Genomic DNA, 15,626 nt, shown 5'->3' on the forward strand with positions numbered 1-15,626 from the left:
GCCGATCGTCTGACGATTCGGCTGGTCTGCGCACAGTTCGGGAGACGCGAAGAATATGTGGGATAGCTTCAAGCTGATTGCGCTTGGCGCCGTTGCGGTGTTTGCCGCGATCGCGGCAAACTACGCGCACGACCTGGCCTACCTGGTGAACGCTCTCACCGTGATGCTGGCCGCCGGTCTGACCTTCCTGTGGATCCTGCGCCGCATGGAAGCGCCCGTCGTAATCGCCGACCAGAACGAATACCTGGATGGCGTGATCCGCGCCGGCGTGATCGCAACGGTGGGCTGGGGGCTGGTCGGGTTCCTGGTGGGCGTCATCATCGCCGCGCAACTGGCCTGGCCATCGCTGAACTTCTCGGAGCTGACCCACGGTTTTACCAATTTCGGCAAGCTGCGGCCGCTGCATACCAGCGCGGTGATCTTTGCCTTCGGCGGAAACGCCCTGATCGCCACGTCGTTCTATGTCGTGCAGCGCACCTCGGCCGCGCGGCTCTGGGGCGGCAATCTCGCCTGGTTCGTGTTCTGGGGCTATCAGCTGTTCATCGTGCTGGCCGCGACGGGCTACATCCTGGGCGCCACCCAGTCCAAGGAATATGCCGAACCCGAATGGCTGGTCGACTGGTGGCTGACGATCGTCTGGGTCGCCTATCTGGCGGTGTTCCTGGGCACCATCATGAAGCGGCGCGAACCCCATATCTACGTCGCCAACTGGTTCTACCTGTCCTTCATCGTGACCATCGCCATGCTGCACATCGTCAACAACCTGTCGGTGCCGGTCAGCTTCTTCGGGTCCAAGTCGGTCGTGCTGTTCGCGGGCGTGCAGGATGCGATGACGCAGTGGTGGTACGGCCACAACGCGGTGGGCTTCTTCCTGACCGCGGGCTTCCTGGGGATGATGTACTACTTCATCCCTAAGCAGGCCGAGCGCCCGGTCTACTCCTACAAGCTGTCCATCATCCATTTCTGGGCGCTGATCTTCCTCTACATTTGGGCCGGTCCGCACCACCTGCACTACACCGCGCTGCCGGAATGGGCCGCGACGCTCGGCATGGTGTTCTCGATCATGCTGTGGATGCCCAGCTGGGGCGGCATGATCAACGGGCTGATGACGCTGTCGGGGGCTTGGGACAAGCTGCGCACCGACCCGATCATCCGGATGATGGTGGTCGCCGTGGGGTTCTACGGCATGGCGACCTTCGAAGGGCCGATGATGTCGATCAAGGCCGTGAACAGCCTGTCGCACTATACCGACTGGACCATCGGCCACGTCCATTCCGGCGCGCTTGGCTGGAACGGGATGATCACCTTCGGCGCGCTTTACTATCTGACGCCGCGGCTGTGGGGGCGTGACCGGCTGTACTCGACCTCGATGGTCAGCTGGCATTTCTGGCTCGCGACCATCGGCCTCGTCCTCTACGCCTCGTCGATGTGGGTCTCGGGCATCATGGAAGGCCTGATGTGGCGCGAGGTCGATGCGCAGGGCTTCCTGGTCAACGCCTTCGCCGACACGGTAATCGCCAAGTACGCGATGCTGGTCGTGCGGGCCCTGGGCGGGGTGTTCTACCTCGCTGGCGCCGGGATCATGGCCTACAATCTGTGGGCCACCGTGGCCCGCCAGCCCCGCGTCGCGGAAACCCGCGTCGCCGTGCCGGCCGAGTAAGCAGGGGAAAACCACATGGCCCTTCTGGACCACCACAAGATCCTGGAAAAGAACGCGACGCTGCTGCTCGTGTTCTCGTTCCTGGTCGTCACCATCGGTGGCATCGTGCAGATCACGCCGCTGTTCTACATCGAGAACACCATCGAGGAGGTCGAGGGAGTTCGCCCCTACACCCCGCTGGAACTGACCGGGCGCGACATCTACGTGCGCGAAGGCTGCTATGTGTGCCACAGCCAGATGATCCGGCCGATGCGGGACGAGGTCGAGCGCTATGGCCATTACAGCCTGGCCGCTGAATCGATGTATGACCATCCGTTCCAGTGGGGGTCCAAGCGGACCGGGCCGGACCTGGCCCGCGTCGGCGGCCGGTATTCCGACGAATGGCACATCGACCACCTGAACGATCCCCGCGCGGTGGTGCCGGAATCCATCATGCCCGCCTACGGGTTCCTGCGCACCCGCCTGATCGAGCCCACCCAGATGGCCCAGCGACTGGGCGCGGACATCGCGGTGGGGGTGCCCTATAGCGAGGAGATGGTCGCCGAGGCCCGCGCCGATTTCCTGGCGCAGGCCGATCCGGATCTCGACGGCGAAGGGCTGTTCGAGCGCTATCCCGGGGCGCAGCAGCGCAACTTCGACCGGCAGGCCGGCGTGTCCGAGATGGACGCCCTGATCGCCTATCTGCAGGTGCTGGGCACGATGGTCGATTTCTCGACCTTCGAGCCCGATCCGCGCCGCTGAACGGGGGCCGGGATGGAGCGCTATTCCTTTCTGCGGCAGCTGGCTGACAGTTGGGTGCTGCTGATCCTGGTCCTGATCTTTCTGGGCGTGATCGTCTTTGTGTTCCGGCCGGGGTCCCGCCGGCTGCACCGCGATGCCGCGTCCAGCATCTTCCGCAACGAAAAGAAGCCCGCGCCCGATCGCCACGATGCGCCGGATGACAAGGAGGTCGAGTGATGGCCGATCCCACCGACGAAACCCCGGATCCCACCGCCAACCCCACACCGCGGGAGCGCAAGGTGGCCGAGGATCTGAACCTCGACGTCTCGGACCCGCACGAAAGCCCCGCCAATCCCGAGAACCGGGTCGGCCTGGATCGCCGCGCGGCCGACGAGGAGAACCGCGAGCAGATCCTGCGGAACGCGCCGGAACAGATCGTGGGCACTGCCCGGGGCGAGCGCCGGAAACGGGCCACCCGCCGGGCCGGCAAGAAGGTGATCGAGGTCCAGTCGACCGGTCACAGCTGGGACGGGATCGAGGAATACGACAACCCGCTGCCGCGCTGGTGGCTGTGGACGTTCTACATCACGGTGATCTGGGCGGTCGGCTATGTGCTGGCCTATCCGGCGATTCCGCTGGTCAACCGGGCGACGCAGGGGTTCCTGGGCGTGACGACGCGGGACGAGGTGGCCCGCGACATCCAGCGGTTCGACGAGGCGAATGCGCCGATCCAGACCCGCCTTGCCTCGGTCGAACTCGACGCGATCCCCGGTGATCCGGAACTGCTGAACTATGCCAACAATGCCGGTGGCGCGATCTTCCGGACCTGGTGCGCGCAGTGTCACGGCTCGGGCGCGGCGGGCGCGCCGGGGTACCCGAACCTCCTGGACAACGACTGGCTGTGGGGGGGCACGATGGAGGACATCCACTACACGCTGACCCACGGGATCCGCAGCCCGGAAGATCCGGACACCCGCTATTCCGAGATGCCCAAGTTCGGGGTCGACGGCCTGCTGGAAGACGAACAGATCGAGCAGGTAGTCAACTACATCCTGTCGCTGTCGGACGAACCGCATGACGCGCAGCGCGCCGCCGCGGGAGAGGAAGTCTACGTCGACAACTGCTCGGCGTGCCACGCCGAGGACGGCACCGGCGACCGCGCCCAGGGGGCGCCCAACCTGGCCGATGCCGTCTGGCTGTACGGGCGCGACGGCCGGGCCGATCCGGCCGTGATCCGCCGGATCGTCCATGACGGACCCTATGGCGTCATGCCGGCATGGTCCGACCGCCTGAACGAGGGCGAGATCAGGGCCGTGGCGGCCTATGTGCATGGTCTGGGCGGCGGCGAGTGAGCTGCGCGTGACCCCTGCAGACTGGGACCGGCCACGGCGCCGGCCCCGGTTGCGCATCGCGCCCCGGCCGGGCTTGCTTGCCACCGCCGCGGACGTCGCGTCGCGGACGCCAGGTGCGACAAAGGGGCCCCTTCGCCGCGGGGGCGCCGTACCTATATCCAGCCTCGTCAGCAGCGATCCGGCCGGGACCCCATGGGACCGGGTCACGGGTCGTGGTACCCGTCGATCGGGCGCCGCGTGAAAGGAGCACCGCATGTCCACCATCGAACCTGATGCCCCAAGGCTGTACGCCGCGCGCGAACCGATCTTTCCGCGCCGGGTGCGGGGGCCGTTCAGGAATCTGAAGTGGATCCTGATGGGGATCATGCTGGGCATCTACTACATCACCCCGTGGATCCGCTGGGACCGTGGACCGGGGATGCCCGACCAGGCGGTGCTGGTCGATCTCGCGAACCGCCGCTTTTTCTTCTTCTGGATCGAGATCTGGCCGCACGAATTCTATTTCGTCGCCGGGTTGCTGATCATGGCCGGGCTGGGGCTGTTCCTGTTCACCTCGGCGCTGGGGCGGGTCTGGTGCGGCTATGCCTGTCCGCAGACGGTCTGGACCGACCTGTTCATGATGGTCGAACGTTGGGTCGAGGGTGACCGGAACGCCCGAATCCGGCTGTACGATCAGGCGTGGGACACCCGCAAGGTGCGCCTGCGGCTGGAAAAATGGACGCTGTGGCTGCTGATCGCGGTGCTGACCGGCGGCGCCTGGGTGTTCTACTTCGCGGATGCGCCGACCTTGCTGGGCGACCTGTTCACGGGACGGGCGCATCCGGTGGCCTACATGACCATCGCGATCATGACGGCCACGACGTTCTTCTTCGGCGGGTTCGCGCGCGAACAGATCTGCATCTATGCCTGCCCCTGGCCCCGCATCCAGGGCGCCATGATGGACGAGGACACGCTGACCGTCGGCTATCGCGAATGGCGCGGCGAGCCGCGCGGCAAGATCGCCAAGGGCGAGCCGACCAAGTCCGACACGCCCCCCGGTGCCAAGGGCGACTGCATCGACTGCCTGGCCTGCGTCAACGTCTGCCCGATGGGCATCGACATCCGCGAGGGCCAGCAGCTGGAATGCATCACCTGCGCGCTGTGCATCGATGCGTGCGACGACGTCATGGCCCGGATCGGCAAGCCGCGCGGGCTGATCGACTACATGGCGCTGAAGGACGAAGCGCTGGAACGCTCTGGCGCGGCGCCGCCCCGGTCCCTGTGGCGGCATGTGCTGCGCCCCCGCACCCTGCTGTATTTCACATTGTGGGCGGCGATCGGGGTCGGGCTGCTGGTCGCGCTGCTGATGCGCTCGCCCTACGACCTGAACGTGTCGCCGATCCGCAACCCGCAATTCGTGACGCTGTCGGACGGGTCGATCCGCAACACCTACGAGCTGCGGCTGCGCAACAAGCAGGCGTCGGAACAGCAGTTCACGGTCGGCATCAGCGATGCCGACGGCAACCCGGTGCCGGAGCTGAGCCTGACGCTGGAAGGCGGCAGCCCGCTGGTGACCGTTGCCCCGGACGCCACGTTCCAGCAGCGCGTCTACGTCACCGCGGCGCCCGGGACGCCCGAAGCCGAGGGCGGGGCGCGCGACCTGACCCTGTGGATCGAGGATCAGGACGACGGCCGCCGCGCGATCGTGCCCACCGTATTCCACGGCCGGGGCTGACCATGACGCGCGAACTGACCGGCAAGCACGTCCTGATCATCACCCTTGCGGCGTTCGGGGTGATCATCGGGGTCAACCTGACCCTCGCGGTGCTGGCGCTGCGGACCTTTCCGGGGCTCGAGGTGGCGAATTCCTACGTCGCGTCGCAGTCCTTCGACCGGGATCGGGCGGCGCAGGACCAGCTCGCCTGGCAGGTCACCCCCGACTACGACGGCGAGGTCCTGACGCTGATGATCCGCGATGCCCAAGGCTACCCGGCCCCGGTCGCGTCGATGGAGGTGACTGTCGGTCGCCCGACCCACATCCGCGACGATCAGACACCGCAGTTCACCTACGAGAACGGCCTGTTCCGCGCCCCGCTGACGCTGGCGCCGGGGCTGTGGAACCTGCACGTCGCCGCGACCGCCCGCGACGGCACGGCGTTCCGGCAGCGCATCGACAATTTCCGCGGCAACCGGGTGGAGGAATGACCGACATCGGGGTCGATCATCAGGCACGGCTGAGCGCGTGCCCCGCCTGCGACGCCGCCCCGCTGGCGCAGCGGATGGCGGGCGTTGCCGATGCCGGTGCGGCGGGCGACCTGATCCTGTCGCTGCCGGGCATCCATTGTGCCGCCTGCATAACCGATGTCGAACGGACCCTCGGCGCCACCCCGGGGGTGCGCGCCGCCCGGGTCAACCTGACCCTGCGCCGGGTGACGGTGGACGCGCCGGGGATGACCGCCGACGATCTGATCCCGGTCCTGGACGGGATCGGCTACGAGGCGCACGAGCTGGACCCGTCCGCCCTGACCGCGAGCGCCGCCGACCGGCAGGGGCGCGACATCCTGATGCGGATCGGGGTGTCGGGCTTTGCCATGATGAACGTCATGATCCTGTCTGTGGCGGTCTGGTCGGGCGCCGAGGCCGCGACGCGCGAGATGTTCCACTGGATCTCCGCCGCGATCGCTCTGCCGACCGTCGCCTTCGCCGGCCAGCCGTTCTTTGCCAGCGCCTTGCGGGCGCTGCGGGCCGGACGGCTGGGGATGGACGTGCCGATCTCGCTGGCCCTGATCCTGGCCAGCGCGGTGTCGCTGTACGAAACCATCCTGCAGGGTCGCCACGCCTATTTCGACGCGGCGGTGATGCTGTGTTTCTTCCTGCTGGTCGGGCGGTATCTGGACTATCGCACCCGCGCCGTGGCCCGGTCTGCCGCCGAGGAGTTGAGCGCGCTGGAGGTGCCGCGTGCCATCCTGCTGCGTGACGGGGCAGAGGTCCCGACGCCGGTGGCCGACCTGCGCCCCGGCGATCTGATCCTGGTGCGCCCGGGGGCCCGCATCGCCGCCGACGGAATCGTGGAACGCGGCAGCAGCGATATCGACCGGTCTGCGCTGACCGGGGAATCGATCCCGGTGGCGGCTTCCCCGGGAATCGGCCTGACCGCGGGCGAGGTGAACCTGACTGGCCCGCTGACGCTGCGGGTGACGGCCGCCGGGCGCGACAGTTCGCTGGCCCGCCTGACCGCCCTGGTCGCCTCGGCCGAATCCGCCCGCGGCCGATACACCTCGGTCGCCGACCGCATGTCGCGGGCCTACGCGCCGGCGGTGCATGTCCTGGCGCTGGCGAGCTTCGGGTTTTGGCTGTGGCGGACCGGCGATGCGCGGGTGGCGGTCAATGTCGCGGCCGCGGTGCTGATCATCACCTGCCCCTGCGCGCTGGGTCTGGCCGTTCCGGCCGTGGTGACGGCGGCGTCGGGACGGTTGTTCCGCCGCGGCCTGCTGATCAAGAATGCGACCGCACTGGAGCGGCTGGCCGAGATCGACACGGTGATCTTCGACAAGACCGGCACGCTGACCATGGGCATGCCGCGACTGAAATCCCTGGACCCCCTGCCGCCCGACCTGCGGGCGATTGCCGCGGCGCTGGCCGGTGGTTCTGCTCACCCGCTGTCTCAATCGCTGGCCGCGGCGCTGGCCGCCGTCGCGCCGGCGCAGCTCGACGACCTGCGCGAACTGCCGGGCCACGGGGTCGAGGCGCGGTGGCAGGGCCGCCGGGTGCGGCTTGGCCGGGCCGAATGGGTCGGTGCGGATGACGTGCGGGCCGAAGGCGCGGCGACCTGGCTGGCGGTGGACGGCGGACCGGTGATCCGGCTGGATTTCGACGATCGGCTGCGCCCGGGTGCCGAGGATTGTGTCGCGGCGCTGCAGCGGTCGGGCCGGCAAGTGCTGCTGCTGTCGGGCGACAATTCTGCCGCGGTGGCGGACATCGCCGGCCGTCTGGGCATCGCCAACTGGCAGTCCGGCATGACCCCGGGGGAAAAGGCCGCCACGGTGGCCGAGCTGTCGGGCGGGGGCCGGCGGGTGCTGATGGTCGGGGACGGGCTGAACGACACCGCGGCGCTGGCGGCGGCCCACGCCTCGATCTCGCCCGCCTCGGCGCTGGATGCCGCGCGGGTCGCATCGGATGTCGTGCTGATGGGCAACGACCTTGCCCCCGTGGCCGATGCGCTGGAGCTTGCCCGCCGGGCGCGCCGCCGGATCCACGAGAATTTCGGCCTGTCAATCGCCTACAACGTCGTCGCCGTGCCGTTCGCCATGATGGGACTGGCGACGCCGCTGCTGGCTGCCCTGGCGATGTCGGCCAGTTCGCTCAGCGTGACGCTGAATGCTCTGCGGCTGCGCTGATGGAGGTCCTGATCATCCTGATCCCGGTCTCGCTGGGGCTCGGCGGCCTGGGGCTGGTGGCGTTCCTGTGGACCCTGCGGTCGCGCCAGTACGAGGACCCCCGCGGCGATGCGGAACGCATCCTCAGCGATGAGTGGGACGACCGCCCCAAGCCGCCGCCCGGCTGACCGGACGGGGAGGGGGGCAGAGGGCGGTGCGAGGCGGCCGGGCCTGCAGGCGTGGGGGCGAACACAAAAAAAGCGCGGCCGTCCGGCCGCGCCTCCCCAAGTTCGATACTCCGGAGCCTGCTAGCCCGGCACTACCTTGCAGGTCTGCTGGCGGGCGGCCAGCTTTTCGCAGACCAGGGTTGCGGCGCTCTTGCTCAGCCCGACAAAATGCGGCTCGAACCCGCGCACCGTGTCGGCGACGTTCCGTCGCGCATCGTCCAGGGCCGCGCTTTCCTGCAGGGCTGTCTTCAGCAGAAGGTTCTCGGCCTCGGCCCGGGACCGGTACAGCCCCAGCGAGATCCCGAAGCTGCCCTTGCGCGAGCGCGACCGCGACACGACCTCGCTGGCCGCAGGGGATGCGCCGGGCGTGCCCATCGCGGCCAGGATGATCATGTCGGTCCGGGGCTTCGGCTTGGCCGACCGGCTCAGCGCGATGCTGTCGTCGCTGCGATCACCCTCTTCAAGGGGTTCGGCCTCGACGGGTGGGGCTGCGGGTGGGGCCGCGGCCTCGGCGACCCGAAAGGTGGCGGCCGTCGTCACGTCGGCGCGCTTGCGCGCGCGCGGCGCGGCGGCCGGCCGATCCGATCGCACGAGACCTGCGGACGCCGAGGAGTTGGCCTCGGCAGCTTGCGGGGGCGGTTCCGCCAAGGCGACGGCGACCGCGCGATCCGTCTGCGTGGCGGACGCAGCTGCTGCGCCGTTACTGCGGCGGGCCGGACGAGCGCTTTGGCTGAGCCGCAGCGATCCCGACCGCGCCTCCTGCGCTGCCGCGCCCTGCGCGCGCACGGGCTGTGCGGCGGCAACGGCCACCGCAATCGCGCGCCGGTCTGCCAGCCTCACGACCTTGCCCCGGGCCGTTGGCCGGGCGGCCGCAGAAACCCGAACGGTCACCTGCGGCACCGGCTGCTGGGCCACCCGGGCGACCTTGACCGCCCGCTTTTTCTCGACCGCATAGAGCGGGGCCGATGGCCGCACCTCGTTCACGCGGTTGGGGGCGCGGCCGAAGCCGATGTCCAGCAGCTCGGCCATCTTGGCGTTGCGCTGCGCGGTCGACGTGCCGCCCATCACCGTGGCGATGATCCGCTTGTTCCCGCGCTGCGCCGAGGCGGTCAGGTTGAACCCCGCCGCCCGGGTATATCCGGTCTTGATCCCGTCGGCGCCGGCATAGCTGTCCAGAAAGCGGCGGTTGGTGCTGGACACGTTCGCCACGCCGGCGTGCGCCGTGCGCCGCGAGAAGATGCTGTAGTATTGCGGAAAATCATAGAACAGCCGCCGTCCCAGCGTGCTCATGTCCCGGGCGGAACTGTAATGCCCGCTCATCGTCAGGCCGTTGGCATTGCGGAACACGGTGTTCTGCATGCCCAGCGCCCGCGCCATCTGGGTCATCTGGGCGCCGAACTTCGCCTCGGACCCCGCCAGCCCTTCGGCGATCGCCGTGGCGGCGTCGTTGGCCGACTTGACCGCCGCGGCGCGGATCAGATAGCGCAACTCGATCTGCTGCCCGGCGCGCAGGCCCAGCCTGGATGGCGGCTGCGCGGCGGCGTGGTTGGTCACCGTGAATCGCGAGTCGAGGCGGACCTGCCCGCTTTCGATGGCCCTGAACGCCATGTAGAGCGTCATCATCTTTGTCAGAGACGCAGGATGCAGCCGTGCATCCGCGTTCTTGGAATAGATGTCCTTGCCGGTTCGCGCGTCCATGACATGCGCGGCATAGGGGGCGGCGGCGGCGGCATGGGGCAGCATTGTGCCGAATAGCACAAGCCAACCCATGATTAGGGTCTGGATGATCTGCTTCACTGTCCCGGTCTTTCTGCCTGTAGGCGCGTTCTTGTGCACGCCATTGATCAATTCCCAGACAATAGCATTGAAACTCGAACCGGGGAACCGTGTTGTTCGGCTGCGGCAACGGGCGGCGCGCGCTGCCCCGCGCCCGGGCCTTTCAATGACCCGGCAAAGTCCTATATTGCGGCGTGTTCCCTTATCGCAGGATGCCCTTCACCGTGACGGACCCACGTCTGAACAGCACCCCCGACGACCGGGACGATGTCGAACTGGTCGTCAAGCCCAAGCCCAAGACGCAGCGGCCGCCGCTGTACAAGGTGCTGCTGCTGAACGACGACTTCACCCCGATGGAGTTTGTCGTCCACGTGCTGGAGCGGCTGTTCGGAATGACCCACGCCCAGGCGATCGAGATCATGCTGACGGTTCATCGCAAGGGCGTCGCCGTGGTCGGCGTGTTCAGCCACGAGGTGGCCGAGACAAAGGTGGCGCAGGTTTTGGAACTTGCCCGGCGGCAGCAGCATCCGCTGCAATGCACGATGGAAAAGGAATAGGTGGCGGGCTCGCGTCTGGACCTGGTGTCCCCGCCGCCCGGGCCGCTGCTGCTGGTGGGTGCGCGGGCCGGTCATGACCTGTCGGGGTTCGACCCGGCGCTGACCACGATCGTGCAGGGATTCCGCCCCGATCACGATAGCCTGCAGGCGCGCGGGTTCCGGATGCGGTCCGAGCTGGGATCGGATGGGTCTGCTGCCGAGCCGCCGGCCGGTTCCGCGATCGTGTTCCTGCCCCGGGCGCGCGACCTGGCGCGGGCCAGGATCGCCGAGGCCGCCCGCCATGTGCCGGCCGGCGCGCCGATCTGGATCGACGGGCAGAAGACCGACGGCATCGACTCGGCGCTGAAGGAGATGCGCGGGCTCGCGCCCGTGGAGGACGTGCAGTCGCGGGCGCATGGCAAGATCTTTCGGGTGACGGTGCCGCAGGGCGACTGGCTGCCGCCGGACTGGACCGCCCGCGACACGGCCGTGGATGGCGGGTTCGTGACCCGGCCGGGCGTGTTTTCGGCCGATGGTGTGGACCCCGCCTCGGCGATGCTGGCAGCGCATCTGCCCGACCGCATGCCGGCCCGGGTGGTCGATCTGGGCGCCGGCTGGGGCTGGCTGGCCGCGCAGGTGCTGGCGCGCCCGGGTCCCGAGATCGTGCACCTGGTCGAGGCGGATGCCGAGGCGCTGGCCTGTGCCCGCCGCAATGTCACCGATCCGCGGGCGCAGTTCCACTGGGCGGATGCCACGAGTTTCCGGTTGCCCGATCCGGTGAATGGCGTGGTGATGAACCCGCCCTTCCACGATGACCGGACCGCCGATCCGCATCTGGGCAGCCGCTTCATCCGGGCCGCCGCAGGCCTGCTGACCGGCGCAGGCCGGCTGTGGATGGTGGCGAACCGACATCTGCCGTACGAGGCGGCGCTGGCCGAGCATTTCGCGGACGCCACCGAGATCGGCGGCGACAGCCGGTTCAAGGTCATCATGGCGACCGGCGCGCGCCGCCCGGGGGCGCGGGCGTCGACCACGACTGGCCGGACCCCCGGCGCGCGGGGGCCGCAACTGCGCCGGCGGCGCTGACGCGCCAACAGCGATCCGCTATTCGGGATACGCCGCCCGGCAGGCCAGCACCGCCTGGCGGGCGGATGGCTCCAGCGCCTTGAGCCGCGCGACAAGATTGTCGCGCTTGCGGGTTTCGGCGGCAGGATCGATCGGCACCCGGTAGCGTTCGACATCGGGCACGCTGCGCAGGCAGGGCCGATAGACGACGTCGGTCGTGCCGTCCCGCCGGCGCACGAGGTCGCGGCAATCCCGCCACACAACCCGCCGCGTTTCGCGCTGTTCCCACGCATAGCCCCGGTCCAGGTTCGTCTGCACCTCTTCCAGCAGGTTGGCGATGGTGCGGTATTCGCGGGTATTGCGCGCCTCGCACCGTTCGCGCGGGGTCCCGCAGGCGGCCAGCGAGACGCAGATCAGGGCGGTCAGGGTCAGGTTGCGGGTCATGGCGGAGGCCTTTACCTAAGATCGGAAAAATCCTAGCGCCGCGCAGGCCTGCCGCGCAAATCACGAAAGGACACCAGATGGACATGGCTGCCGAACGCGCCGCCGCCGCCGGATGGTTTCGCGAGCTGCGCGACCGCATCGTCGCCGCCTTCGAGACGGCAGAGGATGACGGGCCCGGCGACGCCCCGGCCGGCCGGTTCGAGGTGACGCCCACCAGCCGCGCCGATGACGGGGGCGGCGGGCTGATGTCGGTGCTGCGCGACGGCCGGGTGTTCGAGAAGGTCGGGGTGAACTGGTCCGAGGTGCACGGCACCCTGGCGCCCAGGGCGCAGGCCGCGATGGCCGCGCGCGGGGTGCCGGGCATGGCCGACGACCCGCGCTTCTGGGCGTCGGGGATCAGCCTGGTGGCGCATATGCAGAACCCGCATGTGCCCGCCGTGCACATGAACACCCGGATGTTCTGGACCCCGGGCGCGTGGTGGTTCGGCGGCGGCACCGACCTGAATCCCTGCCTCGAATATGCCGAGGACACGGCGCATTTCCACGACACGCTGCGCGACGCCTGTGCGCCGCACGGGGCGGATTACTATGACCGCTTCAAGGCGTGGGCCGACGAGTATTTCTTTATCCCGCATCGCAACCGCGCGCGGGGCGTGGGCGGCATCTTCTATGACGACCTGAACAGCGGCGACTGGAACGCCGATTTCGCGTTTACCCGGGCCGTTGGCGAGGCGTTCCTGCCCGCATTCCTGCCGCTGGTCGACCGCCGCGTGGCAACCCCCTGGACCGATGCCGACCGCGAGGTTCAGCTGATCCACCGCGGTCTGTATGCCGAATACAACCTTGTCTATGACCGCGGCACCCGGTTCGGGCTGGAAACCGGCCACAACCCCGAGGCCGTGCTGATGAGCCTGCCGCCGCTGGCCAAGTGGGTCTGATCAAGGTGGATGCCGGGGCGGCGCGATGAGCCAGCAGATGCTGGTCGGGTTGGCCGGGTTCGTCCTGGTCACGACGATCACGCCCGGGCCGAACAACATGATGCTGCTGGCGTCGGGGGTGAATTTCGGCTTTCGCCGGACGCTGCCGCACCTGCTGGGGATCAGCTGTGGGCTGGCGGTCATGCTGCTGCTCGTGGGACTGGGCCTGGACCGGGTGGTCGCCGGCAACCCGCGGCTGCGCGCGGTCATGGCGGTTCTCAGCCTGGCCTACGTGCTGTGGCTGGCGTGGAAGATCGCCACTGCCGGCGCGCCCGAGGTGCGCCGCGGCGCGCGGCCGATGACGTTCCTGCAGGCCTGCGCCTTCCAGTGGGTCAACCCCAAGGCCTGGGCGATGGTTCTGAGCGCCCTGATTGCCTATGGCGCCATGCCGGGCGGGGCCGCGGCGGTCGCGGCGGTCTTCGTCACGGTCGGCCTGCCCGCGATCTCGATCTGGGCCGCGGTGGGGCAGGGGCTGCGGCGCTGGCTGGCCCATCCGCTGCGCCTGCGGGTGTTCAACGGCACCATGGCGGTGCTGCTGGTCCTGTCGATGCTGCCGGCCCTGGCCGAACTGGTCTAGGCCGCCGTCGCCAGCAGCCAGCCGACCCCGCCCGTGATCAGCGCCATGCCGGCGATCTCGCGCCGGCTCAGCCCCTCGCGGCGGCGGCGCGACAGCGCGGCGGCGAACACCAGTTCGACCAGGGCCAGGGTGCGGACATTCGCGGCCGGGGCCAGCGCAAAGGCGATGAACCAGAACTGCGAGGCCACCGCCCCCAGAAAGCCCGCGCCCAGCGATTCACGCCACGCGCCGAGCATGCCGCGCAGGGCCGCGCGATCGCGCAGCGCCAGCCAGCCCCCCACCAGCAGGGTCTGCATGCCGAGCGACAGGACAAGGATCGTGGTGGCCCGTTCGACAAAGCCACCGCCGGACAGCGCCAGGATGCCGCCGCGAAACCCGATCGCCGACAGGCCGAACAGCGCGCCGGAGACGATGCCCAGCAGCATCGGGATCGACCCCATGCGGCGCCAGTCGGTGCCGGACAGCACCATCACCCCCGCGGTGGCCACCGCGATGGCGCCCAGCCGGGAGACGGTCAGCGCCTCGCCCAGCAGCGCGGCTCCCAGCAGCGCGACGGTCACCGGTTCGGTCTTGATCAGCGCCGTGGCCACCGCAAAGCCGCGCCGCTGCATGGCCGCCAGCATCAGCGCGGTGGCGGCGACCTGCGCCAACGCGCCCAGCGCGGCATAGGCCATGGCGGTACCGGTCAGCGCCGGGATCGGGCGGACCATCGCCACTGCCGCCAGGAACAGCACCGCGAAGGGCAGGCCGAACAGGAACCGCACGCCCGTCGCGCCCAGGGTGCCGATGCGGCCGGTCAGCCCCGCCTGCGCCGCGTTGCGGCCGGTCTGGGCCAGCGCCGCGATCAGGGTGGCGGCGACCCACACGGAAGGTCAGGCGCGGCTGCTGCGGACTGTCTCGACCATCAGCGCGACATTGTCGGGGTCGGCGTCCGGGGTGATCCCGTGTCCCAGGTTGAAGATGTGCGGCCCGCCCGAGAACGCCGCGACGATCCGCCGCGTCTCGTCCACCAGGTCCTGGCCGCCAGTCACCATGTGGCCGGGCGCGAGGTTGCCCTGCACGCAACCGTCGCGCTGCACGTTCTGCGCCGCCCATTCGGCGCTGACCGAGTTGTCAAGCGCCACGCAGTCCGCCCCGGTCGCCCGGGCAAAGCCGACATAGCCGGGTCCCGCCTCGCGCGGGAAGGCGATGACCGGGATGCCGGGGTGGCGCGATTTCAGTTCGGCGATGATCCGGCGGGCCGGTTCCACCGCGAAGTCCTGGAAGTCCGGCCCCTTGAGGCTGCCCGCCCAGCTGTCGAACAGCTTGACCACCTCGGCGCCGGCATCGATCTGGGCCGACAGGTATTCGATCGTGGCTTCGGTCACCCGCTCGATCAGCCCGGCAAACGTGGCGCGGTCGCCGTCTTTCAGCGCGTGGGCGGGGGCCTGATCCTTGGTGCCCTGTCCGGCGATCATGTAGGTGGCCACGGTCCAGGGCGCGCCGGCAAAGCCGATCAGGGTCGTTTCGGGCGGCAATTCGCGGCGCAGGATGCGGACGGTGTCGTAGATCGGCGACAGCGTGTCGTGGATGGCGCCGACCGGCTTCAGCGCGGAGAGGCCGTCCGGCGTGGTGACGGTGGACAGGCGCGGCCCCTCGCCGGTGACGAACCACAGGTCCAGCCCCAGCGCCTGCGGCACCAGCAGGATGTCGGCGAACAGGATCGCGGCGTCGAAGCCGAAGCGGCGGATCGGCTGCAGCGTGACCTCGGCCGCAAGCTCGGGATTGTAGCACAGCGACAGGAAGTCGCCGGCCTGGGCCCGGGTCGCGCGGTATTCCGGCAGGTACCGGCCGGCCTGGCGCATCATCCAGATCGGCGGCGTCGGCAGCCGTTCGCCGGCCATGGCGCGCAGGATGGTTTTTCGGGGAGAAGGCGACGACGGTGCTGTATCCATGAC

At 69.2% G+C, this 15,626-nt stretch carries 16 protein-coding genes; 12 read left to right on the forward strand and 4 right to left on the reverse strand.

The window, feature by feature from the left end; all coding sequences use genetic code 11:
• Window positions 1–55 precede the first annotated feature (55 nt).
• The 8 genes from ccoN (at window position 56) to ccoS (ending at window position 8,275) form a co-directional block, all read left to right on the forward strand.
• Window positions 56–1,660, forward strand: a complete 1,605-nt coding sequence (gene ccoN, locus Q0938_RS08405; protein ID WP_299360916.1) for a cytochrome-c oxidase, cbb3-type subunit I — start codon at window positions 56–58, stop codon at window positions 1,658–1,660.
• Window positions 1,661–1,675: 15 nt separating this feature from the next.
• Complete coding sequence (ccoO, locus tag Q0938_RS08410) at window positions 1,676–2,401, forward strand: cytochrome-c oxidase, cbb3-type subunit II (protein WP_299360918.1); 726 nt, start codon at window positions 1,676–1,678, stop codon at window positions 2,399–2,401.
• A 12-nt stretch (window positions 2,402–2,413) separates the two neighbouring features.
• Window positions 2,414–2,617, forward strand: a complete 204-nt coding sequence (locus Q0938_RS08415; protein ID WP_299360920.1) for a cbb3-type cytochrome c oxidase subunit 3 — start codon at window positions 2,414–2,416, stop codon at window positions 2,615–2,617.
• Window positions 2,618–2,691: 74 nt separating this feature from the next.
• Complete coding sequence (gene ccoP / locus Q0938_RS08420; RefSeq protein ID WP_299361166.1) at window positions 2,692–3,732, forward strand: cytochrome-c oxidase, cbb3-type subunit III; 1,041 nt, start codon at window positions 2,692–2,694, stop codon at window positions 3,730–3,732.
• 253 nt (window positions 3,733–3,985) lie between these two features.
• Entirely contained in the window at window positions 3,986–5,446 is a 1,461-nt protein-coding gene (gene ccoG / locus Q0938_RS08425) for a cytochrome c oxidase accessory protein CcoG (RefSeq protein WP_299360922.1), read from the forward strand.
• 2 nt (window positions 5,447–5,448) lie between these two features.
• On the forward strand, window positions 5,449–5,916 hold the full coding sequence (locus Q0938_RS08430) for a FixH family protein (protein WP_299360924.1): 468 nt from the start codon (window positions 5,449–5,451) through the stop codon (window positions 5,914–5,916).
• Complete coding sequence (locus tag Q0938_RS08435) at window positions 5,913–8,108, forward strand: heavy metal translocating P-type ATPase (RefSeq protein ID WP_299360926.1); 2,196 nt, start codon at window positions 5,913–5,915, stop codon at window positions 8,106–8,108. The genes Q0938_RS08430 and Q0938_RS08435 overlap by 4 nt, the downstream gene beginning before the upstream one ends.
• Window positions 8,108–8,275 carry a cbb3-type cytochrome oxidase assembly protein CcoS gene (gene ccoS / locus Q0938_RS08440; RefSeq protein ID WP_299360927.1) on the forward strand — a complete coding sequence of 56 codons (168 nt, stop codon included), beginning with the start codon at window positions 8,108–8,110 and terminating at the stop codon, window positions 8,273–8,275. The genes Q0938_RS08435 and ccoS overlap by 1 nt, the downstream gene beginning before the upstream one ends.
• A 120-nt stretch (window positions 8,276–8,395) precedes the next feature.
• On the opposite strand, the gene Q0938_RS08445 is transcribed toward ccoS, so the two are convergent.
• Complete coding sequence (locus tag Q0938_RS08445; RefSeq protein ID WP_299361168.1) at window positions 8,396–10,084, reverse strand: D-alanyl-D-alanine carboxypeptidase family protein; 1,689 nt, start codon at window positions 10,082–10,084, stop codon at window positions 8,396–8,398.
• Window positions 10,085–10,302: 218 nt separating this feature from the next.
• Here Q0938_RS08445 and clpS point away from each other — a divergent pair, with 218 nt between their 5' ends.
• Window positions 10,303–10,647: an ATP-dependent Clp protease adapter ClpS gene (gene clpS, locus Q0938_RS08450; RefSeq protein WP_299361170.1), complete on the forward strand. Its 345-nt coding sequence runs from the start codon at window positions 10,303–10,305 to the stop codon at window positions 10,645–10,647.
• Entirely contained in the window at window positions 10,648–11,712 is a 1,065-nt protein-coding gene (locus Q0938_RS08455) for a methyltransferase (RefSeq protein ID WP_299360929.1), read from the forward strand. It abuts the gene before it with no gap.
• An 18-nt stretch (window positions 11,713–11,730) separates the two neighbouring features.
• Here Q0938_RS08455 and Q0938_RS08460 read toward each other — a convergent pair whose 3' ends face one another.
• Window positions 11,731–12,135: a hypothetical protein gene (locus tag Q0938_RS08460; protein WP_299360930.1), complete on the reverse strand. Its 405-nt coding sequence runs from the start codon at window positions 12,133–12,135 to the stop codon at window positions 11,731–11,733.
• Window positions 12,136–12,212: 77 nt separating this feature from the next.
• On the opposite strand from Q0938_RS08460, the gene hemF reads away from it, so the two are divergent.
• Both hemF and Q0938_RS08470 read left to right on the forward strand, forming a co-directional pair.
• Window positions 12,213–13,073, forward strand: coding sequence for an oxygen-dependent coproporphyrinogen oxidase (gene hemF / locus Q0938_RS08465; RefSeq protein WP_299360932.1), 861 nt, complete (start codon window positions 12,213–12,215; stop codon window positions 13,071–13,073).
• Window positions 13,074–13,098: 25 nt separating this feature from the next.
• Entirely contained in the window at window positions 13,099–13,689 is a 591-nt protein-coding gene (locus tag Q0938_RS08470) for a LysE family translocator (RefSeq protein ID WP_299360934.1), read from the forward strand.
• On the opposite strand, the gene Q0938_RS08475 is transcribed toward Q0938_RS08470, so the two are convergent.
• Both Q0938_RS08475 and hemE read right to left on the reverse strand, forming a co-directional pair.
• Window positions 13,686–14,555 carry a DMT family transporter gene (locus Q0938_RS08475; protein WP_299360935.1) on the reverse strand — a complete coding sequence of 290 codons (870 nt, stop codon included), beginning with the start codon at window positions 14,553–14,555 and terminating at the stop codon, window positions 13,686–13,688. The two genes, Q0938_RS08470 and Q0938_RS08475, sit on opposite strands and share 4 nt — an antisense overlap.
• A 6-nt stretch (window positions 14,556–14,561) precedes the next feature.
• The gene (gene hemE / locus Q0938_RS08480) at window positions 14,562–15,623 is read right to left on the reverse strand and encodes a uroporphyrinogen decarboxylase (RefSeq protein WP_299360936.1); all 1,062 of its coding nucleotides are present in this window, start codon (window positions 15,621–15,623) and stop codon (window positions 14,562–14,564) included.
• Between the last annotated feature and the right edge of the window lie 3 nt (window positions 15,624–15,626).

Origin of the sequence: uncultured Paracoccus sp. (assembly GCF_947496875.1) — a bacterium.
Taxonomy (GTDB): Bacteria; Pseudomonadota; Alphaproteobacteria; order Rhodobacterales; family Rhodobacteraceae; genus Paracoccus.

Excerpts from the sequence above, each read along its gene's own strand:
- ccoO (WP_299360918.1), top strand. The coding sequence starts at position 1,676 with ATGGCCCTTCTGGACCACCACAAGATCCTGGAAAAGAACGCGACGCTG.
- clpS (WP_299361170.1), top strand. The coding sequence starts at position 10,303 with ATGCCCTTCACCGTGACGGACCCACGTCTGAACAGCACCCCCGACGAC.
- hemF (WP_299360932.1), top strand. The coding sequence starts at position 12,213 with ATGGACATGGCTGCCGAACGCGCCGCCGCCGCCGGATGGTTTCGCGAG.
- hemE (WP_299360936.1), bottom strand. The coding sequence starts at position 15,623 with ATGGATACAGCACCGTCGTCGCCTTCTCCCCGAAAAACCATCCTGCGC.
- Q0938_RS08470 (WP_299360934.1), top strand. The coding sequence starts at position 13,099 with ATGAGCCAGCAGATGCTGGTCGGGTTGGCCGGGTTCGTCCTGGTCACG.
- ccoN (WP_299360916.1), top strand. The coding sequence starts at position 56 with ATGTGGGATAGCTTCAAGCTGATTGCGCTTGGCGCCGTTGCGGTGTTT.
- Q0938_RS08435 (WP_299360926.1), top strand. The coding sequence starts at position 5,913 with ATGACCGACATCGGGGTCGATCATCAGGCACGGCTGAGCGCGTGCCCC.
- ccoS (WP_299360927.1), top strand. The coding sequence starts at position 8,108 with ATGGAGGTCCTGATCATCCTGATCCCGGTCTCGCTGGGGCTCGGCGGC.
- ccoG (WP_299360922.1), top strand. The coding sequence starts at position 3,986 with ATGTCCACCATCGAACCTGATGCCCCAAGGCTGTACGCCGCGCGCGAA.
- Q0938_RS08460 (WP_299360930.1), bottom strand. The coding sequence starts at position 12,135 with ATGACCCGCAACCTGACCCTGACCGCCCTGATCTGCGTCTCGCTGGCC.
- Q0938_RS08445 (WP_299361168.1), bottom strand. The coding sequence starts at position 10,084 with ATGGGTTGGCTTGTGCTATTCGGCACAATGCTGCCCCATGCCGCCGCC.
- Q0938_RS08430 (WP_299360924.1), top strand. The coding sequence starts at position 5,449 with ATGACGCGCGAACTGACCGGCAAGCACGTCCTGATCATCACCCTTGCG.
- Q0938_RS08415 (WP_299360920.1), top strand. The coding sequence starts at position 2,414 with ATGGAGCGCTATTCCTTTCTGCGGCAGCTGGCTGACAGTTGGGTGCTG.